The 22,511-nt window shown below is 61.9% G+C and carries 20 protein-coding genes; 17 read left to right on the top strand and 3 right to left on the bottom strand.

What is annotated here, in order from left to right; translation table 11 throughout:
- The first annotated feature begins 6 nt into the window (after positions 1–6).
- The 4 genes from mltA to gyrB all read left to right on the top strand — a co-directional run bounded on the left by mltA (position 7) and on the right by gyrB (position 4,612).
- Entirely contained in the window at positions 7–1,113 is a 1,107-nt protein-coding gene (mltA, locus tag PZN02_RS06205) for a murein transglycosylase A (RefSeq protein ID WP_280660724.1), read from the top strand.
- Positions 1,106–1,669, top strand: coding sequence for a Smr/MutS family protein (locus tag PZN02_RS06200; RefSeq protein ID WP_280660723.1), 564 nt, complete (start codon positions 1,106–1,108; stop codon positions 1,667–1,669). Before mltA ends, PZN02_RS06200 begins: the two co-directional genes overlap by 8 nt.
- Positions 1,666–2,043 carry a helix-turn-helix domain-containing protein gene (locus PZN02_RS06195; RefSeq protein ID WP_225108843.1) on the top strand — a complete coding sequence of 126 codons (378 nt, stop codon included), beginning with the start codon at positions 1,666–1,668 and terminating at the stop codon, positions 2,041–2,043. Before PZN02_RS06200 ends, PZN02_RS06195 begins: the two co-directional genes overlap by 4 nt.
- A gap of 133 nt (positions 2,044–2,176) precedes the next feature.
- A complete protein-coding gene (gyrB, locus tag PZN02_RS06190; protein WP_280660722.1) occupies positions 2,177–4,612 on the top strand; it encodes a DNA topoisomerase (ATP-hydrolyzing) subunit B in 2,436 nt (811 codons plus the stop codon).
- 63 nt (positions 4,613–4,675) lie between these two features.
- Here gyrB and PZN02_RS06185 read toward each other — a convergent pair whose 3' ends face one another.
- The gene (locus PZN02_RS06185; RefSeq protein ID WP_280660721.1) at positions 4,676–5,272 is read right to left on the bottom strand and encodes a nitroreductase family protein; all 597 of its coding nucleotides are present in this window, start codon (positions 5,270–5,272) and stop codon (positions 4,676–4,678) included.
- A gap of 232 nt (positions 5,273–5,504) precedes the next feature.
- Here PZN02_RS06185 and PZN02_RS06180 point away from each other — a divergent pair, with 232 nt between their 5' ends.
- The 3 genes from PZN02_RS06180 to PZN02_RS06170 all read left to right on the top strand — a co-directional run bounded on the left by PZN02_RS06180 (position 5,505) and on the right by PZN02_RS06170 (position 9,592).
- A complete protein-coding gene (locus PZN02_RS06180; RefSeq protein WP_280660720.1) occupies positions 5,505–6,911 on the top strand; it encodes a pyridoxal phosphate-dependent decarboxylase family protein in 1,407 nt (468 codons plus the stop codon).
- 33 nt (positions 6,912–6,944) lie between these two features.
- A complete protein-coding gene (gene gabD, locus PZN02_RS06175) occupies positions 6,945–8,399 on the top strand; it encodes an NADP-dependent succinate-semialdehyde dehydrogenase (protein WP_280660719.1) in 1,455 nt (484 codons plus the stop codon).
- Between the two features lie 392 nt (positions 8,400–8,791).
- Positions 8,792–9,592 carry an aldolase/citrate lyase family protein gene (locus PZN02_RS06170; RefSeq protein ID WP_280660718.1) on the top strand — a complete coding sequence of 267 codons (801 nt, stop codon included), beginning with the start codon at positions 8,792–8,794 and terminating at the stop codon, positions 9,590–9,592.
- A gap of 6 nt (positions 9,593–9,598) precedes the next feature.
- Here PZN02_RS06170 and PZN02_RS06165 read toward each other — a convergent pair whose 3' ends face one another.
- The gene (locus PZN02_RS06165) at positions 9,599–10,477 is read right to left on the bottom strand and encodes a GntR family transcriptional regulator (RefSeq protein ID WP_280660717.1); all 879 of its coding nucleotides are present in this window, start codon (positions 10,475–10,477) and stop codon (positions 9,599–9,601) included.
- 343 nt (positions 10,478–10,820) lie between these two features.
- Between PZN02_RS06165 and PZN02_RS06160 the strand changes: the two genes are divergently transcribed.
- The 10 genes from PZN02_RS06160 to PZN02_RS06115 all read left to right on the top strand — a co-directional run bounded on the left by PZN02_RS06160 (position 10,821) and on the right by PZN02_RS06115 (position 22,202).
- The gene (locus tag PZN02_RS06160) at positions 10,821–12,326 is read left to right on the top strand and encodes a UxaA family hydrolase (RefSeq protein WP_280660716.1); all 1,506 of its coding nucleotides are present in this window, start codon (positions 10,821–10,823) and stop codon (positions 12,324–12,326) included.
- A 41-nt stretch (positions 12,327–12,367) separates the two neighbouring features.
- Complete coding sequence (locus tag PZN02_RS06155; protein ID WP_280660715.1) at positions 12,368–13,387, top strand: aldo/keto reductase; 1,020 nt, start codon at positions 12,368–12,370, stop codon at positions 13,385–13,387.
- 268 nt (positions 13,388–13,655) lie between these two features.
- Entirely contained in the window at positions 13,656–14,645 is a 990-nt protein-coding gene (locus PZN02_RS06150; RefSeq protein WP_280660714.1) for an ABC transporter substrate-binding protein, read from the top strand.
- A gap of 181 nt (positions 14,646–14,826) precedes the next feature.
- Positions 14,827–16,374 carry a sugar ABC transporter ATP-binding protein gene (locus PZN02_RS06145; RefSeq protein WP_280660713.1) on the top strand — a complete coding sequence of 516 codons (1,548 nt, stop codon included), beginning with the start codon at positions 14,827–14,829 and terminating at the stop codon, positions 16,372–16,374.
- Between the two features lie 39 nt (positions 16,375–16,413).
- Positions 16,414–17,391: an ABC transporter permease gene (locus tag PZN02_RS06140; RefSeq protein WP_280660712.1), complete on the top strand. Its 978-nt coding sequence runs from the start codon at positions 16,414–16,416 to the stop codon at positions 17,389–17,391.
- An 8-nt stretch (positions 17,392–17,399) separates the two neighbouring features.
- Positions 17,400–18,422, top strand: a complete 1,023-nt coding sequence (locus tag PZN02_RS06135) for a zinc-binding alcohol dehydrogenase family protein (protein WP_280660711.1) — start codon at positions 17,400–17,402, stop codon at positions 18,420–18,422.
- Complete coding sequence (locus tag PZN02_RS06130) at positions 18,419–19,252, top strand: amidohydrolase family protein (RefSeq protein WP_280660710.1); 834 nt, start codon at positions 18,419–18,421, stop codon at positions 19,250–19,252. Before PZN02_RS06135 ends, PZN02_RS06130 begins: the two co-directional genes overlap by 4 nt.
- Positions 19,253–19,487: 235 nt before the next feature.
- A complete protein-coding gene (phaZ, locus tag PZN02_RS06125; protein ID WP_280660709.1) occupies positions 19,488–20,762 on the top strand; it encodes a polyhydroxyalkanoate depolymerase in 1,275 nt (424 codons plus the stop codon).
- A 169-nt stretch (positions 20,763–20,931) separates the two neighbouring features.
- On the top strand, positions 20,932–21,357 hold the full coding sequence (locus PZN02_RS06120) for a DUF2852 domain-containing protein (RefSeq protein ID WP_280660708.1): 426 nt from the start codon (positions 20,932–20,934) through the stop codon (positions 21,355–21,357).
- Positions 21,358–21,446: 89 nt separating this feature from the next.
- Positions 21,447–22,202, top strand: coding sequence for a M48 family metallopeptidase (locus PZN02_RS06115; RefSeq protein ID WP_280660707.1), 756 nt, complete (start codon positions 21,447–21,449; stop codon positions 22,200–22,202).
- Positions 22,203–22,241: 39 nt separating this feature from the next.
- On the opposite strand, the gene PZN02_RS06110 is transcribed toward PZN02_RS06115, so the two are convergent.
- On the bottom strand, positions 22,242–22,418 hold the full coding sequence (locus tag PZN02_RS06110; RefSeq protein WP_280660706.1) for a YqaE/Pmp3 family membrane protein: 177 nt from the start codon (positions 22,416–22,418) through the stop codon (positions 22,242–22,244).
- Between the last annotated feature and the right edge of the window lie 93 nt (positions 22,419–22,511).

The raw sequence follows: 22,511 nt of genomic DNA, 5'->3' as shown, positions 1-22,511 counted from the left end.
GCGAGCATGGCCTTTCATTTGGAGCCGGTCGCCTTTTCCGAACTGCCCGGCTGGCAGGCCGACGATCCGACACCTGTTATTGCCGCCCTTCGCCGCTGCCATCGTCACGTCACCACGGCGAAACCCTACAAGACAGGCTCACTCGGCATTTCCGTGGCGGACCTGTTGCCTGCTTTCGAGGCCGCCCGCGCGCAAGTCTCAGACGCAGCTGCGGCGCGCGCCTTTTTCGAGGAGCAGTTTCTTCCATTCAGGGTTCGAACCGGCGAGAGCGGCAGGGGATTCGTTACCGCTTTTTACGAGCCGGAGATCGAGGTCCGTGCCGAAGCGGACGAGATTTTTCGCTTCCCCCTCTACCGCCAGCCGGGCGATTTGATCGACATCGACGACGCGAACCGGCCGCATGGCATGGATCCGTATTTCGCCTTCGGGCGCCTTCGTGGCGACGAGATCGAGGAATACCCGGACCGCGAGGCGATCGAGCGGGGCTTTCTCGCGGGGCGCGGGCTTGAGATCGCCTATGCCCGGTCGAAGGTCGACGTCTTTTTCGTTCATGTCCAGGGTGCGGCCCGGCTCGTCTATCCGAATGGAAAGCGCCGGCGCATCACCTATGCGGCAAAGACCGGGCACCGTTTTTCCGCAATCGGAAAGCTGCTGATCGATCGCGGCGAAATCGATGCCGCGACCGTATCGATGGCCACCATCCGCGCCTGGCTTGCGGCACATCCCGAAAGGGTGGACGAGATCCTGTGGCACAACCGCTCCTTCATCTTTTTCCGCGAGGCGTCGGTAGATGATGATGGCTTGGGCCCGGTTGCCGCAGCGAAGGTCCCGCTGGAGCCCGGTCGATCGCTGGCCGTCGATCGGCTGATCCATACCTTCGGCGTTCCCTTCTATATTGCGAGCGAGACCGTTACCCATCTCGACGGCGGACGGTCGTTCGCGCGTCTGATGCTTGCGTTGGACACGGGTTCGGCGATCGTCGGCCCCGCGCGCGGAGACATTTTCACCGGCTCCGGCGATGAGGCGGGCAATCTCGCGGGATCCGTCCGCAATGCCGCGGACTTCTTCATCTTCGTCCCTAGAACAGCCGCGGCCAGATACCGCCATGGCTAGGGAAAAGAAGCTTTCGCCGGAGGATCGCATTCTTTGGGGGAAGGTTGCACGTTCGACCCGGCCAATGCCTGGCCGTCTCGAAGATCTCGCGGATCTGCTTGGCGAGAGCGAAGAGGTTGCGCCGGCAGCGCCGGATTCGTCGAAGGTCGCGACAACACCGCACGAAAAGGCCGAACCGGGCTTCACGCTCAGCAAAGGCAAGGCCGAGCGCCGCCACCATCCGCTTGAAAGGCCGGTGAAGCGCAAGCTCGCAAAGGGCCGTGTGGCGCTCGAAGCGCGGATCGACCTCCACGGCATGATCCAGAGCGAAGCGCACGGCCTGCTCCTGCAGTTTCTCCTGAAGGCGCACGAGCGTGGCCTTCGACACGTCCTGGTGATCACCGGCAAGGGCACGTCGCTCGGAAGCGACGGTGCGCTGAAGCGGGCGGTGCCGCTCTGGTTTTCGCTGCCGGAGTTTCGTCCGCTGATCTCGTCCTATGAGCCGGCGGCGCGAAGTCACGGGGGTGAGGGCGCGCTCTATGTCCGCCTGGCGCGCGCCAAGGGAAGTGCGACATGACGCCATTTGGCGAGGCCATGCGCGAGCTGCGGCGCAAAAAGGGTGTGTCGCAAAAGCAGATGGCGGCGGCGATCGGTGTTTCCGCGGCCTATCTTTCGGCGCTGGAGCACGGCAAGCGTGGTGCGCCGAGCTTCGACTTTCTGCAGCGCGTCGCCGGCTATTTCAATGTGATCTGGGACGAGGCGGACGAGCTCTTCCGGATCGCCGATATCTCCGACCCGAAGGTGGTGCTCGATACGTCCGGCCTGCCACCCGGCCACACCGCATTTGCCAACCGGCTGAGCGGACAGATACGCGGTTTGTCGGAAGAGACGATCAGGGCTCTGGAAGATATTTTGGAAAAAGCCACAATTCCTGATAATGACAGGGGATGAAAGCCTGTTCCCGACCGCCAAGCGCGGCCCGGGATTTGGAAGCTGTGGACAAATTTCCTATAGTCCGTGAGGCCTCCGCGCTGTGATTCGCACCGAATCACGACGTTCGTAACCTGGAAAGACCTGAAGCCGAATGACCGATTTTCCTGAGACCGAAACCGGCGCCATCGCCGAATATGGTGCCGATTCCATCAAGGTGTTGAAAGGGCTCGATGCCGTCCGCAAGCGGCCGGGCATGTATATCGGCGACACCGACGATGGCTCCGGTCTGCACCACATGGTCTATGAGGTCGTCGACAATGCGATCGACGAAGCGCTGGCCGGTCATGCGGATATCGTCACGGTAACCCTCAATCCCGATGGTTCGGTTACGGTCACTGACAACGGCCGCGGCATCCCGACGGATATTCACAAGGGGGAAGGCGTGTCCGCCGCCGAGGTCATCATGACCCAGCTTCACGCCGGCGGAAAATTCGACCAGAATTCCTACAAAGTCTCGGGCGGCCTGCATGGCGTCGGCGTTTCGGTCGTCAACGCACTTTCCACGTCCTTGAAGCTCAAGATCCGCCGCAACGGCAAGATCCACGAAATGAGCTTCACCCACGGGGTTGCCGACGGCCCGCTTCAAGTGACGGGCGATGCCGGCACCGACACCGGCACGGAGGTCACCTTCCTGCCTAGCGAGCAGACCTTCTCGAACGTCGAATTCGACTATTCGACGCTCGAGCACCGCCTGCGCGAACTAGCCTTCCTGAATTCCGGCGTCCGTATCGTGCTTACCGACAAGCGTCATTCGGATATCCGCCGCGACGAGTTGATGTATGAAGGCGGGCTGGAGGCGTTCGTCGCCTATCTCGATCGCGCCAAAAAGCCCCTTGTGCACAATCCGGTCTCGATCCGTGGCGAGAAGGACGGCATTACCGTTGAGGTGGCGATGTGGTGGAACGACAGCTACCATGAAAACGTGCTCTGCTTCACCAACAACATTCCGCAGCGTGACGGCGGCACTCATATGGCCGGCTTCCGCGGCGCGCTGACACGCCAGGTGACCTCCTATGCCGATTCATCCGGAATCACCAAAAGGGAAAAGGTCACGCTTCAGGGTGAGGATTGCCGTGAAGGCTTGACGGCGGTTCTCTCTGTCAAGGTGCCGGATCCGAAGTTTTCCTCGCAGACCAAGGACAAGCTCGTTTCTTCCGAGGTCCGACCTGTGGTCGAGAGCTTGGTGAACGAAGCACTGAGCACGTGGTTCGAGGAGCACCCAAGCGAGGCCAAGATACTCGTCGGCAAGGTCGTCGAGGCGGCCGCGGCGCGCGAAGCGGCGCGCAAGGCGCGCGAGTTAACACGCCGCAAGGGTGCGCTCGATATCTCTTCGCTGCCCGGCAAGCTCGCCGACTGTTCCGAGCGCGACCCGGCGAAATCGGAAGTGTTCCTGGTGGAGGGCGATTCGGCAGGTGGATCGGCCAAGCAAGGGCGTTCGCGCGAAAACCAGGCTATCCTTCCGCTGCGCGGCAAGATCCTGAACGTCGAGCGCGCGCGCTTCGACAAGATGCTTTCGAGCCAGGAAATCGGCACGCTGATCACGGCGCTCGGCACCTCGATCGGCAAGGACGAGTTCAACGCCGACAAGCTGCGCTATCACAAGATCATCATCATGACGGATGCCGACGTCGACGGCGCCCACATCCGCACGCTGCTGCTCACCTTCTTCTTCCGGCAGATGCCGGAGCTGATCGAGCGCGGGCACCTCTATATCGCCCAGCCGCCGCTCTACAAGGTGACGCGCGGCAAATCCACGCAGTACCTGAAGGACGAGAAGGCACTCGAAGATTACCTGATCAGCATGGGCCTCGAGGAAGCGTCGCTGGCGCTCGCGTCCGGCGAAGTGAGAGCCGGACAGGACCTGCGTGAAGTCATCAACGACGCGCTGCGCCTGCGCTCGCTGATGGACGGGCTGCATTCCCGCTACAACCGGGCGATCGTCGAGCAGGCTGCCATTGCCGGCGCGCTGAACGTCGAACTGAATGGCCGGCGCGATGAATATCAGGATGTGGCGGCGGAAGTGGCGCGCCGACTCGACGTCATCGCCGAGGAGACCGAGCGCGGCTGGACCGGAACGGTCACTGCGGAAGGCGGCCTGAAACTTGAGCGCATGGTTCGCGGCGTCAAGGAAGTCGCGATACTCGACATGGCGCTGATCGGCTCTTCCGATGCCCGCCATATCGATCAGCTGACGGCGAAACTGAAGGAAGTCTATTCCGAACCGCCGGTATTGCGCCGCCGTGACGGCACCCAGGACATCAGCGGACCGCGTGCCCTGCTCGACGCGATTTTCGCGGCCGGCCGCAAGGGCCTCTCGATGCAGCGCTATAAGGGTCTCGGCGAGATGAATGCCGAGCAGCTCTGGGAAACGACGCTCGATCCGAACGTCCGTTCGCTGCTGCAGGTCAGGGTTGCCGATGCGACCGACGCCGACGGTTTATTCTCGCGCCTGATGGGCGACGAGGTGGAGCCGCGGCGCGATTTCATCCAGGAAAACGCTCTCAGCGTCGCCAATCTCGATATCTGATCTGCTTGATCCCAGGATGCAGATTTGGCCGGCGCCGAAAGGCGCCGGTTTTCTTTTGCGTGATCAGTCGGCCTTGAACTGGCCTTCGAAAACGATATCGGCAAGCGGCTTGCGCTGGCTCGGTTTTTCCCGCTCGCGCAGGTCGTCCGGAAGCGTCGACGGGTCGGCAAGTTTGCCGATCGCGACCGCGGCTTCGACCCGATAATGCTCCGGCACGCCGAGCACGCGCATGGCCTTGTCCCGGTCGATTCCCGCCATCGCATGCGCGTGCAAGCCGACAAGTTGCGTCTGCAGCGCGAGCGCGAACCATGCGGCACCGGTGTCGAAGGCATGGGTGTAGGCCGTCCGCATCTCGCCGTTTGACGTAAGCCTGTGGGTCTTCGAAAGAATGATCACGATCGCCGAGGCGTTTTTCGCCCAGCGCTGGTTGCTTTCATCGAGAATGTCTAAGAGCGACGCAAAGTGCTCGGTGCCGCGGCGGGCATAGACGAAGCGCCAGGGCTGGTTGTTGCTCGCCGAAGGCGCCCAACGAGCCGCCTCAAACAGGGCAAGCAGATCTTTTTCGCTGATTTCCTCGCCGGTAAAGGCGCGCGGCGACCAGCGCTCCAGGAAGATCGAGTGGATCGGGTGGTCGGCTCTTCTATGGTTGATTTCTGTCACGAACGAACATCCTTATTGCGCGTGAATCCTCTTGGGGGGTCCTACTGCATGTTGCCTTTAATCGTAGCCGATTAAAGGACAAAAACATGCAGCAATTCAAAGTGCTACAGCGTCCTTTGCGCGTCTGATAAGACGCGCGGCGCTGTAGCGTCTCGGCCAGTAGGGCGGATTCGGCGTCACGCTACAAAAGTTCCAGCATGGATGGAACCGCAACATGGAAAGGGAGGGAACGATGGACGAGGCAACGTTCAGATATTGGTCGGCCAAGGCCGCGGATTGGGGTGTGGACTATCGGCAATCGCTTCGGGACCGTCCCGTCCGAGCGCAGACGACTGCCGGTGAGATAGCGGGCCAAATCGCACAATCTCCTCCGGAATCCGGTGAGTCGATGGAGCGGATCTTCGAGGACTTCGAGACGATTGTCATGCCGGGCATGACCCATTGGCAGCACCCACGTTTCTTCGCCTATTTCCCGGCCAATGCCGCGCCCGTCTCCGTCGTCGCCGAATATCTTGTCACTGCGGTTGCCGCGCAATGCATGCTCTGGCAGACCTCGCCGGCGGCGACCGAGCTCGAGACGAAGATGCTCGATTGGCTCCGGCAGGCGATCGGCCTGTCTGCCAGCTTTTCCGGCGTCATCCAGGATTCCGCGTCCTCCGCCACGCTCGCCGCGGTCCTTGTGATGCGCGAAAAGGCTCTTGCCTGGAACGGCAATCGGGCAGGGCTCGCCGGCAATCCCAGTGTCCGCATCTATTCCTCCGATCAGGTCCACACCTCGATCGACCGCGCCATCTGGGTGAGCGGGATAGGGGAAGAGAATCTTGTCCGGATACCGACCGTCGGCGAGCGTCGGGCGATGGATTGCACCGCTCTTGCGAGCGCGATCGAGGCGGATCGCAAGGCGGGCTATCTCCCGGCGGGCATTATCGCCTGCACCGGCGGCACCAGCACCGGCGCCTGCGACGACATCGCCGAGGTCGTCCGCGTCGCCCGTGAACACGGGCTCTACGTCCATGTCGATGCGGCCTGGGCGGGCGCGGCGATGATCTGCGAGGAATTTCGCCATCTGTGGCAAGGCGTCGAGGGCGCCGATTCGGTCGTCTTCAATCCGCACAAATGGCTGGGTGCCCAGTTCGACTGCTCCGCCCATTTCGTCCGCAGCCCCGACGACTTGGTACGCACATTGGCAATTCAGCCGGAATATCTGATGACGCACGGGCAGGACGGGATCATCAATTATTCCGAATGGTCTGTTCCGCTGGGCCGGCGCTTTCGCGCCCTGAAGCTGTGGTTCTTGCTGCGCTTTCACGGCCTTTCGGGATTGCGGCAGATGATCCGCAACCATGTGCGCTGGGCGGAGGCTCTCGCCGAACGTTTGCGGAACGAACCGGGCTTCGAAATCGTTACTGAACCGGTTCTGTCTCTCTTTTCGTTTCGACATGCCGGCGGCTCCGATGCCGACGCCCATAACCTCGCCCTGGTGAAGGCGATCAACGATGACGGCCGCATCTACCTGACGCAGACACGTGTCGACGGACGCATCGCCATTCGTTTCCAGGCAGGGCAATTCAGCATGGCCGAGGAGGATGCAGAAACGGCATTCACGACCATTGTCGAGTTGGCGAAAAAAATTGTATAAGTTCTGTAGATATTTTCCGAGGAAGGACGCGCCATGAACTTGAAAGATCCGTCGCTGTTTCGCCAGGCCGCTCTCGTGGGCGAAAACTGGATCGAAGCCGACCCGAAAAACGCGATCGAGGTGAACAACCCCGCAACCGGCGAGATCATCGGCCGCGTTCCGAAGCTCGGTGCCGCCGAGACGCGGGCTGCGATCGAGACCGCGGCGCGGGTGCAGAAGGAATGGGCGGCGCGTACCGCCAAGGAGCGCGCGGGCGTTCTGCGCCGCTGGTTCGAGCTGATGATCGAGAACAAGGACGATCTCGGCCAGATCCTGACGATCGAGCAGGGCAAGCCGCTGGCCGAGGCGACCGGCGAAATCGTCTATGGCGCAAGTTTCATCGAGTGGTTTGCGGAAGAGGGGCGTCGCGTCTATGGCGACTTGGTGCCGGGCCATCAGAAGGACAAGCGCATCCTGGTGATGAAGCAGCCGATCGGCGTCGTCGCCGCGATCACCCCATGGAACTTCCCGAACGCGATGATCACCCGCAAGGCCGGCCCCGCCTTCGCCGCCGGTTGCGCCATGGTGCTGAAGCCGGCCGGACAGACGCCCTTCTCCGCGATTGCCATCGCCGTGCTCGCGGAACGTGCAGGCATGCCGAAGGGCCTCTTTTCCGTCATCACCGGCTCGGCGCGCGAGATCGGCGCCGAGATGACTTCCAACCCGACCGTGCGCAAGCTGACCTTTACCGGCTCAACGGAAGTCGGCGCCGAGCTCTATCGCCAGAGCGCGACCACGATCAAGAAGCTCGGTCTGGAGCTTGGCGGCAACGCGCCCTTCATCGTCTTCGACGACGCCGATCTCGACGCGGCGGTCGAGGGGGCATTGATCGCCAAGTTCCGCAACAACGGCCAGACCTGCGTCTGTGCCAACCGCATCTATGTTCAGGACGGCGTCTACGAGGCCTTCTCCGAGAAGCTTGCCACCGCGGTCACCAAGCTGAAGACCGGCAACGGCATGGAGGAAGGCGTCATTCTCGGCCCGCTGATCGATCAGCCGGCGCTCGCCAAGGTCGAGGAGCATGTGGCCGATGCGCTTGCCAAGGGCGCCCGCGTCGTCCAGGGCGGCCGACGCCACGCGCTTGGCGGCACATTCTTCGAGGCGACGGTGCTTGCCGATGTCACGCAGGCGATGGCGGTCGCCCGCGAAGAGACTTTCGGGCCCGTTGCGCCGCTCTTCCGCTTCAAGGATGAGGCGGACGTGATCGCTCAGGCCAACGATACCGAGTTCGGTCTCGCCTCCTATTTTTACGCCAAGGATCTCGCCCGGGTCTTCCGGGTCGCGGAAGCACTCGAATACGGCATGGTCGGCGTCAATACCGGGCTCATTTCCACGGCCGAAGCGCCCTTCGGCGGCGTCAAGCTTTCCGGCCTCGGCCGCGAAGGCTCGAAATACGGCATCGAGGAATTCATGGAGATCAAATACGTCTGCCTCGGCGGTATTGCTTGAGGTAGAGCCCGTCGAAAACAAGCCGGCCGGTACGTTCTGGCCGGTTTTCTTTTGCGGGTAATAAGTTAGCCTTGTCATCGATTCTGAGTGATTGAGTACCAGGACCTTTCTTGAGCGGGGTTGCAAAAGCTGCGGCCATTGCCCCCTCATCCGCCTGCCGGCACCTTCTCCCCGCTTGCGGGGGAGAAGGGACAAGCAGTGACGTCCCAATCCCCTCTCCCCCGCCGGGAGAGGGCTACTGCATGATTCCTTAAATCGGAATCGATTTAAGGACAAAATCATGCAGCAATTCAAAGTGCTACAGCGACCTTTGCACGTCTGATAAGACGCGCGGCGCTGTAGGGTGAGGGGCAATCCGCTCCGATCATTAGTTCCGCTAAAGGAGAGCAATCATGCCAGCCCCGAAGAATCCCTTTAAAGCGGCGATCCGCGAAAACCGCTTCCAGCTCGGCCTGTGGGTGGCGCTGGCGAGCCCCTACGCCGCCGAAGTCGTGGCCGACAGCGGCTACGATTGGCTCCTGATCGACGGCGAGCACGCGCCGAACGATCTGCCGCTTCTCTCGGCGCAGTTCCACGCGATCTCCGGGCGCGGCAGTCATCCGATCGTCCGTCTCCCCGTCGGCGATACGGCGCTTATCAAACAGGCGCTCGATACGGGCGTTCAGACGCTGCTTATTCCGATGGTCGATAGCGTCGAGCAGGCGCAGCAATTGGTCCGCGCCGTGCGTTATCCGCCGCACGGCATCAGAGGCGTCGGCGCCGCTCTTGGCCGCGCCTCGAATTTCGGGCGGATCGGCGACTACCTGCAGACGGCCAACGAAGAAATTTGCCTCATCCTGCAGATCGAGAGCCGCAAGGGGTTGGACGCGATCGATGAGGTCGCTGCGCTCGACGGCGTGGACGGCCTCTTTATCGGCCCGGCCGACCTTGCCGCGGACATGGGCCATCTCGGCAATTCAGGTCATCCCGAAGTCCGGGCCGCAATCGTCGACGCCTTCGCGCGCATCAAGCGCGCCGGCAAGGCGCGCGGCATCATGACCCTCGACCCCGTCCAGGCGCGCGACTATCGCGATCTCGGCGCCGATTTCATGGCCATCGGCACCGACGTCACGCTCCTCGTCAGCGCAACGCAGCGCTTGCGGCAAGAATTTTCGGGCGAGCAACCGACTTCGCGATCTGAATCCGGCTACTGATCCGCGCTACGGAATGGATTGCAGCAAGGTCTCCCGCGCCGATTTCAAATGGCGCCGGCAAGCCTGGTCCACTTGCTTCGGGTCGCGCGACTGGAGTGCGGCGATATAGGCGAGATGCTCTTCGAGCGCGCGCGCATTGCGTTCACGCGAGTTCGCCTTGTTCCACTGATAGTGATAGTGGAAGACGATCGCGATGATGTCGTAGAAATCGATGATGAAGCGGTTGCTGGACGATTTATGGACCAGCAAGTGGAAGCGCTCGTCGAGTTCGGAAAATTCCTTGTAGCGGTTGTCGATGTCCGCCAGGATTTCGCGGTGCACCGCCTCGATCTCTTTCAGCTCCTCCCAGGCGGGGTGGTCCTTCGGCAGGCCGACGAAGCTCGCCGCGGACCTGAGCTCGAACATTTCCCGCACTTCCGTCAGTTCGAGCGCGAATTCGCGGGTAAAACCCTTGAGCACCCAGTGGCTGTTCGGTCGCTTCTCAATCAGGCCGAAGCGGCTGAAGCGGATCAGGAACTCACGCACGCTCGTCGTACCGGTGCCGATCTCGCGTGCCAGTTCGAGCTCGTTGATCTGCATGCCAGGCTCGGCGCCGCCGGCCAGAATTCGGCGCATGAAACTGCGTTCGATGATTTCTGCGAGCGAGTTGGTCTCTTCCGTCGGAAAATAATCGGAGGGCTCCGGGCGGCGCAGCACGATTTTCCGGCGCTTGTCCCAGATGATGAGCTTGAGTTCCTCGCAGCGGGTGAGAATGGCACGAACGGTGGTGCGGCTCACCCCGAGCACCTGTCCGAGTTCGGGCTCGGACGGCAGCGTGGAGGTCTCCGCCAAGAGCTTCAGGCAGCGATTGAAGGCATCCTTGAAAACTGTGTTCTGCTTCGCCATGGAAGGTCCGGCTGGTTCCCTGTTGCTGCGGGCGTCGGCCCGAAACTTGTTGTTGCTCTATCGCGCGGCGCGTCTTGCCAGACGCGGAAAGGGTCGCTGTGCTACTGTCAATCGCCCGTTGATCCTTCGTCCGAAACCGTCCGAAGAAGTCACGCTGTAGCGCGCGAGCGCGCGTTTGTCTTGGCCGTCGCGGACATATTTCGACTTCCCACTTCGGCTGACGGCCACCGCCGCCGCCGGTTTTCGACCATAATACCTGTTGACGTATTTCTGTCTATTGTGGATAAAAGACAAATTGATTGCGCGACCATTGCACGTGAAACGAAATCCAGGAGTGCCGCTTTTGTCCGCCCCGTCTTCAATCCTTCTTTCGCCGGAGGACAATGTCGCCGTAGCCACCTTTCCGATCGAGGCAGGGCAGCTGCTTCCGGGTGGCGCCAGGGCCAGGGTGCGGATCGAGCCCGGGCACAAGGTCGCGGTACGAGCGATTGGAAGCGGCGAGCCGGTGATCAAGTACGCCCAGGCGATCGGCCGCGCGACCAGCGACATCGGCGCCGGGGAACACGTGCATTCGCACAATCTCGCCTTTGACCAGGACCGTCTGGCGATTGGCGCCGCAGCTGCGCCCGAATCCGCAAGCGCCGCAGACAGGGCGCGGACCTTCCTTGGTTACCGCAGGGCCGACGGACGGGCCGCCACGCGCAACTATATCGGCATTATCGCCAGCGTGAACTGTTCCACCACGGTCTGTCGCGCCATCGCCGACGAGGCCAACCGGCGGATTCTGCCGAGATATGAGGGCATCGATGGCTTCGTGCCGATCGTGCATGACCAGGGCTGCGGCATGTCATCCACCGGCGACGGCATGAAGAACCTGCACCGGACGCTTGCCGGATATGCCCGCCATGCCAATTTCGGCGGCGTGCTGATGGTTGGGCTTGGTTGCGAGGTCAACCAGTTGACGCTCTACGGCCAGAGCGGATCTGGCGCGGAAAAGCGCCATTTCAACATTCAGGAGGCCGGCGGCTCGCGCCGTTCGGTCGAGCGCGCGCTCGGCGTGCTTGATGAGATAGCCCAGGAAGTCGCAACGGCGCGGCGTGTGCCGATACCGGTCAGCGAGATCATCGTCGGTCTGCAATGCGGCGGCTCCGACGGGCTTTCGGGCGTCACGGCCAACCCCGCACTCGGCGCCGCCGTCGATATTCTCGCCGGTGCCGGCGGCACCGCGATCCTCTCGGAAACCTCGGAGATATACGGCGCTGAACATCTGTTGCGCAGCCGCGCGGTCAATGAGGACGTCGCGGTCAAGCTCGATAGCCTGATTTCCTGGTGGGAAAACTACGTTGCCCTGCATGGAGCGTCGCTCGACAACAATCCTTCGCCGGGCAACAAGCGCGGCGGTCTCACCACCATCCTGGAAAAATCGCTTGGTGCAGTCGCGAAGGGCGGACGGTCGCCGTTGACGGCTGTCTACAATTACGCCGAGCGCGTGACCGAGCACGGGTTGGTCTTCATGGATACGCCCGGTTACGACCCGGTTTCGGCAACCGGCCAGGTCGCCGGCGGGGCCAATGTCATCGCGTTTACCACGGGACGCGGCAGCTGTTTTGGCTGTCGTCCCGCGCCATCGATCAAGCTCACCAGCAACACGCCGCTTTATCGTGCCATGGAGGAAGACATGGACATCGACTGCGGCGTGATCGCCTCGGGAGAGGCGACCATCGCCGGGCTTGGCCGTGAAATCTTCGACCTGATCATCGATACCGCTTCCGGCCGCAAGACCAAGAGCGAACTGTTCGGCTACGGCGACAATGAATTCGTGCCCTGGCATCTGGGGGCGACACTCTGACGATGTGAGAAACGCGCATCCTTGGAGGGAGGAGACAGGGAATGCAGACAAGAAAAATCGGCCGCACGGATCTCTCCGTGACCGAATACAGCTTCGGCGCGGCCGGGCTTGGCGGCCTCTATCGCGAATGCACGCGCGAAGCCGCAATGGCGACGCTGGACGCCGCTTGGGCCGTCGGCATCCGCTATTTCGACGTGGCGCCCTATTACGGGCTTGGACTGGCCGAGCGGCGCGTCGGCGATTTCCTGCAGGACAAGCCGCGCGACAGCTTCGTGCTCTCGACAAAAGTCGGCCGCCTGCTGCGTCCCGTGCCGGAAGGCGCGGTACCCGACTATTCCTACGTCAAACCGCTGAATTTCGACGTCACTTTCGACTATAGCTATGACGCGATCATGCGGTCCGTCGAGCTCAGCTACGCCCGCCTCGGTCTCAATCGCATCGACATCCTTTATGTCCATGACATCGGCGTCTACACGCACGGCGCCGCGAAGAATGCCGTGCTATTGCGGCAACTGATGGATTCCGGCCTGAAGGCTCTGGACGAGCTGAAATCGAGCGGTGTCATCTCGGCCTATGGACTGGGTGTCAACGAAGTGCCGGTCTGCCTTGAGGTCATGCGGCGGGCCGATATCGACTGCATCCTCTTGGCCGGGCGCTACACGCTTCTCGACCGCTCGGCGGTCGCTGAGTTGCTCCCCCTCTGCGAGAAGAAGGGGACGTCGCTCGTTGTTGGCGGCGTGTTCAATTCCGGCATCCTCGCGACCGGACCGGTGGAAGGCGCCCATTTCGACTACATGCCGGCCAGCGACGACGTGCGGAAGCGGGTTGCCGCGATGGAAAAAATCGCACGTGACCGCGGCATGCCGCTTGCCGCCCCCGCGCTCCAGTTTCCGCTTGCCAACCGCCAAGTTGCCTCGGTCCTGCTCGGGACTGCGAAGCCTTCAAGCCTCGAACGCAATATGGAACTCACCCAACGGAAGATCGCTGCGGAAGACTTCGCCGACTTCGAACCTTACACGCTTGTCGCGCCAGAGCTCGGGCGCGAGGCGGTAAGGGCCTGACACGTGGCGCTGGCTCGATGTCGGCGCCGCGACCAAAAAAGGGGACACCGGCCCGCCGGTGGCCCGTCCAGACACCGAAACGCCTATGAAAAAACATGTTGTTGCGTCTGGGAGGAACGCAATGAATGGAACCGGCAGAACGGCTTGCCATTTCAAATTCACTGCGCTAGCGTGCCATCTGTTTTTTATAGATAAAAGATCGATCCGTGTGCACCTTGCGGATCGCATTCGATAACGGAACAGGTGTATTTGAGAGAGGAGAAACCCGATGAGCATCATCAAGCATATTCTATCCCGCCGTGCCTTTACCGCACTGGCCGGTGCCGCCTTCCTTGCAACGATGGCGCCGGTCGCGTCATTCGCGCAGGACGTTACGATCCCGATCATCGTGAAGGATACTACCTCCTTCTATTGGCAGATCGTTCTCGCGGGAGCGCGCGCCGCCGGTAAGGATCTCGGCGTGAATGTGCCGGAACTTGGCGCCCAGTCCGAATCGGACATCAATGGCCAGATCAGCATTCTCGAAAATGCCGTTGCCGGCTCGCCAGCTGCGGTCGTGATCTCGCCGACCGAGTTCAAGGCTCTCGGCAAGCCGATCGACGAGGCAGCAAAAGCTGTTCCGATCATCGGCATCGATTCGGCCGCTGACTCGAAGGCGTTCACCTCGTTCCTGACGACCGACAATGTACAGGGTGGCCGTATCGCCGCTGACGGGCTCGCCGCCGCAATCAAGGAAGCGACCGGCAAGGAGGAAGGCGAAATCGCCATCATCACCAGCCTGCCGGGCGTCGGCTCGCTCGACCAGCGCCGCGAGGGTTTCCTCGATCAGATGAAGACCAAATATCCGGGCTTCAAGGTCGTTGCCGACAAATATGCCGATGGCCAAGCTACGACCGGTCTCAACATGATGACCGATCTGATCACCGCCAACCCGAATCTCGTCGGGGTCTTCGCCTCCAACCTGATCATGGCGCAGGGCGTCGGCCAGGCGATCGCGGAAAACAATCTCGGCGACAAGATCAAGGTGATCGGCTTCGACAGCGACGAAAAGACCGTCGGCTTCCTCAAGGAAGGCGTGCTGGCAGGGCTCGTCGTGCAGGACCCCTATCGCATGGGGTATGACGGCGTGAAGACGGCGCTTGCGGTCTCGAAAGGCGAGAAGGTCGAAGCCAACGTCGATACCGGCGCGAACCTCGTCACCAAGGCCAACATGGCCGAGCCGAAAATCGATGCGCTTTTGAACCCGAAAGTAAACTAGACCCGGAGGCGTGAACGCGCGTCTGGTCAGACGCGCGGCGCTGTAGGCGACGGCAGGTACGAGGGGGCGCCGTCGCCATCCGGGTTGGCGCATAACCCCGGGAAGTGATTTTCGGGGTTATGCGCGGATAGGTGTTGCAACGGCGCGTCGGCTTTCACGCTGTCGCGGAGGAGGGCATTTCATGATTGGACTTCAAGAGGTCGGCCATCGACACGGGCTGAGGACGCCCGCCGGCCACCCCGTTCCCAAGGGTGAACCGATCCTCGAGTTGCACAGCCTGCGGAAGAACTACGGCGCCGTCGAAGCACTGAAACCCGCGACCATGACATTCCTCTCGGGTGAGGTGCACGCAATCGTGGGCGAAAACGGCGCCGGCAAGTCGACGCTAATCAAACTGCTGACTGGTGTGATAACCCGAACCTCGGGTGAGATCCTCTGGTGCGGCGAGCCGGTCCAGCTCGCAACTCCCAACGAGGCGATTTCGCGCGGCATCAACGCTGTCCACCAGGAAGTCGTGCTCTGCCCGCATCTCTCCGTCGCGGCCAACATGTTCCTCGGTGATGAGATGAACCGGCGCGGCTTGATGCGTAAGCGCGCGATGACCGATGCGGCCCAAGGTGTGCTCGACGATCTCGGTTTCAACCTGCCCGCAGCCGCGGTGCTCGGCAGCCTGACGATCGGCCAACAGCAACTGGTCGCCACGGCGCGGGCGGCGATGCGCGGCACCCAGTTCCTGATCTTCGACGAGCCGACCGCCTATCTTACGCGACAGGAATCCGAGCAACTGTTCCGCCTCATTCGCCGGCTGCAGAGCGAAGGCGTCACCATCGTCTATATCAGCCATCGTCTGGAGGAGGTGTTCGAGCTTGCCGACCGGGTTTCCGTTCTGCGCGACGGCACCCATGTCGGCACGCGGCCAATCGGCGAGGCGAATGAGGCCGAACTGATCGCGCTGATGATCAATCGCACGATCGAACAGATTTATCACAAGGAACATTTTCCAGCGGGCGAGACGCTCATTGAGACGCGCGGGCTGACTGGGCCGGGCTTTGCCGACGTGTCACTGACGGTCAGGGCCGGCGAAATCGTCGGCCTTTACGGCCTGATCGGTGCCGGACGGAGCGAATTTGCGCTCGGCCTTTATGGTCGCCATCGACTTAGCGCCGGAGAGGTATTCTGGCAGGGCAGGAAGGTCGAAATCGACAGCGAGCGAAAGGCGATGGAACTCGGGATCGCGCTTGCGCCGGAGAGCCGCCGGGATCAGGGGCTCTGCCTCAACCTGCCGATCGGCCTCAACATCAACTTGCCGGTTTTCCGCAGGCTGACGCGCGGGCTCACGATCAACCGCGCTGAGGAGGCGGCGAACGCCGATCGCCAGATCCGTGATCTGAAGATCAAGACGCCGTCACGCCGGGTGCTGGCATCGGCCATGTCCGGCGGCAACCAGCAGAAGATCGTCATCGGAAAATGGCTTAGCCACGGGGCGAAGCTGTTCATCTTCGATGAGCCGACCGTCGGCGTCGATGTCGGCACCAAGGCCGAGATCTATCGGCTTTTCGCGCGGCTCTTGGAGAAGGGGGCGGGCATTATTCTGATCTCGTCCTACTTTCCGGAGGTCTACGAACTGTCGGATCGGCTGCATGTCTTCCGGCAGGGGCGGGTCGTGGGAAGCCACGGCTACCGGACGGCCAGCCATGAAGAGGTGCTGGCGCAGGCGATCGGCGCGTGATTGCGAGAAACAGGCATAGGGACTGCAGGGAGGAACGATATGAGTGTGGAAACGGTTGAAAGCAGCGCGGGGCCGACGCCGAGGAAAGGGATCAGCATCCTGTTCGGCCTGACGCTGCTCGGGCTTCTGCTCTTCCTCTGGCTGCTCCTTGGCTTCGCGACCAACAGCTTCTGGACGCCGAACAACATCAGCAACCTGTTACGCCAGGGCGCGATGACGGCGATCCTTGCGGTCGGCCAGACCTTCGTGATCATCACCGCCGGTATCGACCTCTCGGTCGGGGCGGTGGTGGGCTTCACCAGCGTCATCGTCGCATGGTTGCTTGCCGCAGGCGTTCCGCTTTGGCTTGCCGTCATCGCCACCTTGGCGATCGGCGTCCTGATCGGCGCTTTTCACGCCTTCGGCATCGTCCGCATGGGCCTGCCGGCTTTCATCATCACGCTTGCGACGTTGACGTCGCTCCGCGGTATCGGCCTGCTCATCACCAACGGCTCGACAATCTCGATCACCAACGAGGCCTTCACCAATTTCTCGCGGGCCAACTTTCTCGGTGTGCCGAGCCTGTTCTGGATGGTAATCGTCGTCGCCGTCCCGGCCTATATCTTTCTGCACCTGAGCCGGTTCGGCCGCTATCTCTTTGCCGTCGGCTCCAACAGCGAGGCGGCCCGCCTTTCCGGCGTCAACGTCAACCGCACGACCTATCTCGCCTATATCCTGTCATCGACCTGCGCCGCCTTTGTCGGCCTGCTGCTTGCCTCGCGCATCGGCATCGGCAACGCCACGCAGGCAGAGGGCTGGGAACTGCAGGCGATCGCCTCGTCGGTGATCGGCGGCACGAGCCTCTTCGGCGCCGTCGGTTCGGTCCACGGTCCGCTGCTCGGCGCTTTCATTCTGGCGACGATCAACAACGGCGCCAATCTCTTGAACGTCAATTCCTTCTGGCAGCGCATCATCACCGGGCTGCTCATCATCGTCATCGTCTACTTCGACCAGCTCCGGCGGCGGGGCGAGCGATGAGCGGGGGCATGAAAGCCATCCTCTGTACGGAACCGGGCCGCCTCGAGATCGTCGACCGCAGCCGGCCCGCGGCTCCGGCCGCCGGCTGGGTGCGCCTCGCCGTCAGCCATGTCGGCATCTGCGGCACCGACTACCACATCTTCGAAGGCAAGCATCCCTTCCTGCAATATCCCCGCGTGATGGGACACGAAATCTCGGCGAGGGTGATCGAAGCGGGGCCCGAAACGTCTCTCGCGCCCGGGACGCTGGTCGTGGTCAATCCTTATATCTCCTGCGGAAGCTGTGTGGCCTGCCGAAGCGGGAAGCCGAATTGCTGCACGGCGATCCGTGTGCTCGGTGTCCACGCCGATGGTGCCTTCTGCGAGGAGATCGTCATGCCGGCAGAAAATCTCTATCCGGCTCAGGATCTGTCGCCCGAAGCGGCCGCTACGGTCGAGTTCCTCGCAATCGGCGCCCATGCCGTGCGTCGGTCGAAGGCTGCGCCGGGTGCCCGTTCGCTGGTCATCGGAGCCGGCCCGATCGGCCTTGGAACGGCGCTCTTCTCGCGCATTGCTGGACACGACGTGACCCTTCTCGACACGAGCGTGGAACGACTGGCCTTCGCCGCCGACGGGCTCGGCTTCTCAAGCCGCATTGTTGCCGATGGTGACACGGAACGTGCAATCGCGCAGGCGACGGATGGCGATGGCTTCGATGTCGTCTTCGATGCCACCGGCAATGGCGTGTCGATGGAGCGGTCGTTCGCCCACGTCGCCCATGGCGGAACGCTGGTCTTCGTCAGCGTTGTCAAGGATGATATCCGCTTCTCCGATCCGGAGTTCCACAAACGCGAGATGACGCTGGTTGCCAGCCGCAATGCCACACGGGCTGATTTCGATCATGTCATCGCGTCGATCCGTGACGGCCTGGTCCCGGTCGACGCGTTGATCACCCATCGCACGACACTCGCTCAGGTGGTGACGGATCTGCCGCGCTGGGCGCACGACAAGGGCGGCCTCGTCAAGGCCGTCATCGAAGTGGGTGCCGCATGACCTTCATCGATGCTCACCAGCATTATTGGACCCTCGGGCTTGGCCATAACAACTGGCCGGGGCCGGATCTCGCGCCGATCTACCGGGATTTCGGGCCGGAAGACCTGAAGCCTAACCTCGCGGCGTCAGGAATTTCGCGGACCGTTCTCGTTCAGGCCGCGCCGAATGTGAAGGAAACCGAGTTCCTGCTTTCGCTCGCCGAGCGGGAGGAGAGTGTTGCGGCCGTGGTCGGCTGGGTCAACATTCTGGCCACCGATGCCGTTTCGGAGATCAGTCGGCTCAAGGCCAACCCGAAGCTCAAGGGCATCCGCCCGATGCTGCAATCCATTCTGGAAACCGCCTGGATTCTGCAGCCGCAGGCGATCGCCACGCTGCAGGCGCTGCCCGGACTGGATATGCGGTTCGACGCCCTGATCCAGCCGCGGCATTTGCCGGTCATCGCGGCCCTTGCCGATCAGGTGCCAGATCTTGCGATCGTCGTCGACCATGGCGCCAAGCCCTTTATCGCCACGGGAAAGCTGGAGCCGTGGCAGTCGGACATGGCCGCGCTCGCCCATCGCCCGAACGTCCACGTCAAGCTCTCGGGGCTTGTGACCGAGGCGGGCAGCGGCTGGTCAGTCGAGAGGCTCAAGCCCTATGCCGCGCATATCCTCGATGTCTTTGGAACAGATCGGGTGATGTTCGGCAGCGACTGGCCGGTGGTGCTGCTCGACGCGGACTATGGCGCATGGTTTGCTGCGGCACAGGAGCTGACGGCGCATCTCACACCCTCCGAGCGGGAGAATGTCTTTTCGCGCACGGCGGCCCGCTTTTACGGAATTTCCGGCTAAGGATTTGCTTTGCCCGGATGAGGACAGCCTTGCGCAAGGGAACAGGCGCAGCGTTGGGAATCCAGTAACATTTTACTGAGAGAGCTTGTACCGGGGTTGAAAAGGCATAATTGTTGCACCGCACAAGAAACGTGGTAGTCTGCCAGCGATTGCGGACACCAAGACAAACAATCGCAAGCTTGCGTCCGACTGGGAGCGGCGTTGTCATTGATTTGAAACAAGGGGTACGCGTCCCATGTTCTACCAGCTTTACGAATTGAACCACGCCATGATGGCGCCGTGGCGCACCGCCGCGGATGCCTTGCGCCTCGCCTTCAACAATCCGATGAATCCCGTCTCGCACACCTATTTCGGTCGTGCCGCTGCCGCGGGTTTGGAGGTTTTCGAGCGCGCCACACGCCGTTATGGCAAGCCGGAATTCGGCCTTCCCGAAACGATCGTCGACGGCGAGACGGTGCCGGTGCACGAAAAGATCGTCTGGCGCGCGCCTTTCTGCAATCTCATCCACTTTGAGCGCTCCCTTCCCAAGGGAAGAGCGTCGGATCACAAGGTGCTGATGGTTGCTCCGATGTCCGGGCACTACGCCACGCTGCTGCGCGGCACCGTCGAAGCGCTGCTGCCGCATGCCGACGTCTACATCACCGATTGGATCGACGCGCGGATGGTGCCTCTCGCCGAAGGTACGTTCGATCTCGACGACTATATCGACTATGTCGTCCAGATGCTGCACTTCCTCGGGCCCGATACCCATGTGATTGGCGTCTGTCAGCCGGCGGTGCCGGTTTTGGCTGCGGTCTCGCTGATGGAAGCGGCGGAAGATCCGTTGGCGCCGGCCTCGATGACGTTGATGGGCGGGCCGATCGACACCCGCATCAATCCGACGGCCGTCAATCAGCTGGCGAAAGAGCGGTCGATCGAATGGTTCCGCGACAATGTCATCATGGCTGTGCCGTGGCCGCAGCCGGGTTTCATGCGCATGGTCTATCCGGGTTTCCTCCAGCTCTCCGGCTTCATGTCGATGAATCTCGATCGGCACCTGATCGCTCACAAGGAATTCTTCGCGCATCTCGTCAAGAACGACGGTGACGCGGCCGACAAGCACCGCGACTTCTATGACGAATACCTGGCGGTCATGGATCTGACGGCGGAGTTCTACCTCCAGACCGTCCAGGTCGTCTTCATGCAGCATGCCTTGCCGAAGGGCGAGATGACGCATCGCGGGCGGTCCGTTGATCCATCGGCGATTCGAAAGGTGGCGCTGCTGACCGTCGAGGGCGAAAACGACGACATTTCCGGTGTGGGCCAGACGAAGGCCGCGCAGACGATCTGCACCAATGTCCCGGAACATATGCGTCAGCATTACATGCAGCCGGATGTCGGCCACTACGGCGTTTTCAACGGATCGCGTTTCCGCCGCGAGATCGCGCCGCGCATCGTCGCTTTCCAGCGCGAGCATTCGCGTCGTGCACCGCCGGTCAAGCAGCTCATCAAAGGCGGAAAGTCGGCCTGACAGGAAAGGCTTCCGCTTTCGGCAATCGAAGGCGGCGGTTTTGCCTCTGCAGAGTCAAGATCTTGTCCGAATCCGACACCGAAAGTCTTGCAGACGCGGCGGGCCTTTCCCACATCGTTTTCATCGGGTCGCGATTGTCGCGGCCCGCTGATTGCGAGGAATCGTGAAGATGAACCAATCTGCATTGATCCGTCCGGACTGGACGCCCGCGACCATTGCATTGATGGTGCTCGGCTTCGTTGTGTTCTGGCCGCTTGGCCTGGCAATGCTCGCTTATATCCTCTTCGGCGAAAAGCTGAGGGCGTTCAAGAAGGACGCCAACGGCAGTGTGGATCGCATGTGCGCCGGCTTCCGGCGCAACCACCGTCAGCACTGGGCGCATCATCGTACCGGCAACGTCGCTTTTGACGACTGGCGCGAAGCGGAACTTGCCCGCCTTGACGAAGAGCGCCGCAAACTGGACAAAATGCGCGAGGAATTCGACGCCTATGTGCGCGAACTTCGCCGCGCCAAGGATCAGGAAGAGTTCGACCGCTTCATGCGCGAACGCAAGAACGGCGGCCCGTCGCCGTCCACCGGTTCTGAGACCATCTGAGCCGGAAGCACCTATCCGGCGTTTCATGTGAAACGCCGGATATCCATGCCTGTGCTGCGAATGATCCGCGAATCGGATAGAAAGGCGCCATGTTTTCCTCTCTCAAGCGGCGCCGCCACAATGGAACCCCTGCCGATATCACGCGCGACATCGAGGTCGCCGGCAAGCTCCTGCCGCTGACCATCCGCCAGAATGCCCGCGCCACGCGCATGACGCTTCGTATCGAGCCGGGCGGTCGGGCACTGAAACTGACTGTTCCCGAGGGCCTGCCGGAGCGCGAAGTCCACGCGTTCCTGAACCGTCATCAGGGCTGGCTGATGACAAAGCTCGCGCGGTTTTCCGGTGAAAGCGAACTTGCCGAAGGGGGATCTATCCTGATCCGCGGCGTTGCCCACCGCATCGAGCGAACGGGCAGGATCCGCGGCCTAACCGAGACCATAGTGCTCGGCGACGAGAGTGTCTTGCGGGTGAGCGGTGGCGAAGAACATTTGCGCCGACGGGTTGCCGACTTTTTGAAGAAGGAAGCGCGCAACGATCTCGAACGTCTTGTGGCCGTCTATACCGGCAGGATCGGGCGCCGGGCGCGCTCCTTGAGCCTCAAGGACACGCGCAGCCGTTGGGGCTCCTGTTCGGTCGACGGCGACTTGAGCTTTTCCTGGCGGATCGCCATGGCGCCGCCAAAAGTCATCGCCTATCTCGCGGCGCACGAGGTTGCCCATCTTCAGGAGATGAACCACGGCCCGGATTTCTGGGCGCTCTGCGAAAAGCTGTGCCCCGACACCCGCGACGCCAAGCACTGGCTGAAGCGCAACGGCACCATGCTGCATGCCATAGATTTTGGCTAAAGCAATTTCAGGAAAGCCGTTTTGCCTTCCGGCGGGGAGTCAGGTGTGAGATCGGGCCTCAAGCGCCGCCTTGATCTTCTGGTCCGTCTTGTATTGGCTGAGCGCGTAGACCGACCAGATCGCCGCCGGAATCCAACCGATCAGCGTGATCTGCAGAATGAGGCAGATGATGCCCGCAAAGGGCCGACCGATCGTGAAAAACTGGAGCCCCTGCATGTTTCCTTAAATCGTAGCCGATTTAAGGACAAAACATGCAGTAGTTCAAAAAGTGCTACAGCGTCCTTTGCGCGTCTGATGACGCGCGGCGCT

It is taken from the genome of Sinorhizobium garamanticum (assembly GCF_029892065.1).
In the GTDB taxonomy this organism is placed as follows: domain Bacteria; phylum Pseudomonadota; class Alphaproteobacteria; order Rhizobiales; family Rhizobiaceae; genus Sinorhizobium; species Sinorhizobium garamanticum.
The sequence above is the reverse complement of the archived record's forward strand: the minus strand, read 5'-3'. Positions and strand labels throughout refer to the sequence as shown.

Excerpts from the sequence above, each read along its gene's own strand:
- mltA (WP_280660724.1), top strand. The coding sequence starts at position 7 with ATGGCCTTTCATTTGGAGCCGGTCGCCTTTTCCGAACTGCCCGGCTGG.
- PZN02_RS06200 (WP_280660723.1), top strand. The coding sequence starts at position 1,106 with ATGGCTAGGGAAAAGAAGCTTTCGCCGGAGGATCGCATTCTTTGGGGG.
- PZN02_RS06195 (WP_225108843.1), top strand. The coding sequence starts at position 1,666 with ATGACGCCATTTGGCGAGGCCATGCGCGAGCTGCGGCGCAAAAAGGGT.
- gyrB (WP_280660722.1), top strand. The coding sequence starts at position 2,177 with ATGACCGATTTTCCTGAGACCGAAACCGGCGCCATCGCCGAATATGGT.
- PZN02_RS06180 (WP_280660720.1), top strand. The coding sequence starts at position 5,505 with ATGGACGAGGCAACGTTCAGATATTGGTCGGCCAAGGCCGCGGATTGG.
- gabD (WP_280660719.1), top strand. The coding sequence starts at position 6,945 with ATGAACTTGAAAGATCCGTCGCTGTTTCGCCAGGCCGCTCTCGTGGGC.
- PZN02_RS06170 (WP_280660718.1), top strand. The coding sequence starts at position 8,792 with ATGCCAGCCCCGAAGAATCCCTTTAAAGCGGCGATCCGCGAAAACCGC.
- PZN02_RS06165 (WP_280660717.1), bottom strand. The coding sequence starts at position 10,477 with ATGGCGAAGCAGAACACAGTTTTCAAGGATGCCTTCAATCGCTGCCTG.
- PZN02_RS06155 (WP_280660715.1), top strand. The coding sequence starts at position 12,368 with ATGCAGACAAGAAAAATCGGCCGCACGGATCTCTCCGTGACCGAATAC.
- PZN02_RS06150 (WP_280660714.1), top strand. The coding sequence starts at position 13,656 with ATGAGCATCATCAAGCATATTCTATCCCGCCGTGCCTTTACCGCACTG.
- PZN02_RS06145 (WP_280660713.1), top strand. The coding sequence starts at position 14,827 with ATGATTGGACTTCAAGAGGTCGGCCATCGACACGGGCTGAGGACGCCC.
- PZN02_RS06140 (WP_280660712.1), top strand. The coding sequence starts at position 16,414 with ATGAGTGTGGAAACGGTTGAAAGCAGCGCGGGGCCGACGCCGAGGAAA.
- PZN02_RS06135 (WP_280660711.1), top strand. The coding sequence starts at position 17,400 with ATGAAAGCCATCCTCTGTACGGAACCGGGCCGCCTCGAGATCGTCGAC.
- PZN02_RS06130 (WP_280660710.1), top strand. The coding sequence starts at position 18,419 with ATGACCTTCATCGATGCTCACCAGCATTATTGGACCCTCGGGCTTGGC.
- phaZ (WP_280660709.1), top strand. The coding sequence starts at position 19,488 with ATGTTCTACCAGCTTTACGAATTGAACCACGCCATGATGGCGCCGTGG.
- PZN02_RS06120 (WP_280660708.1), top strand. The coding sequence starts at position 20,932 with ATGAACCAATCTGCATTGATCCGTCCGGACTGGACGCCCGCGACCATT.
- PZN02_RS06115 (WP_280660707.1), top strand. The coding sequence starts at position 21,447 with ATGTTTTCCTCTCTCAAGCGGCGCCGCCACAATGGAACCCCTGCCGAT.
- PZN02_RS06110 (WP_280660706.1), bottom strand. The coding sequence starts at position 22,418 with ATGCAGGGGCTCCAGTTTTTCACGATCGGTCGGCCCTTTGCGGGCATC.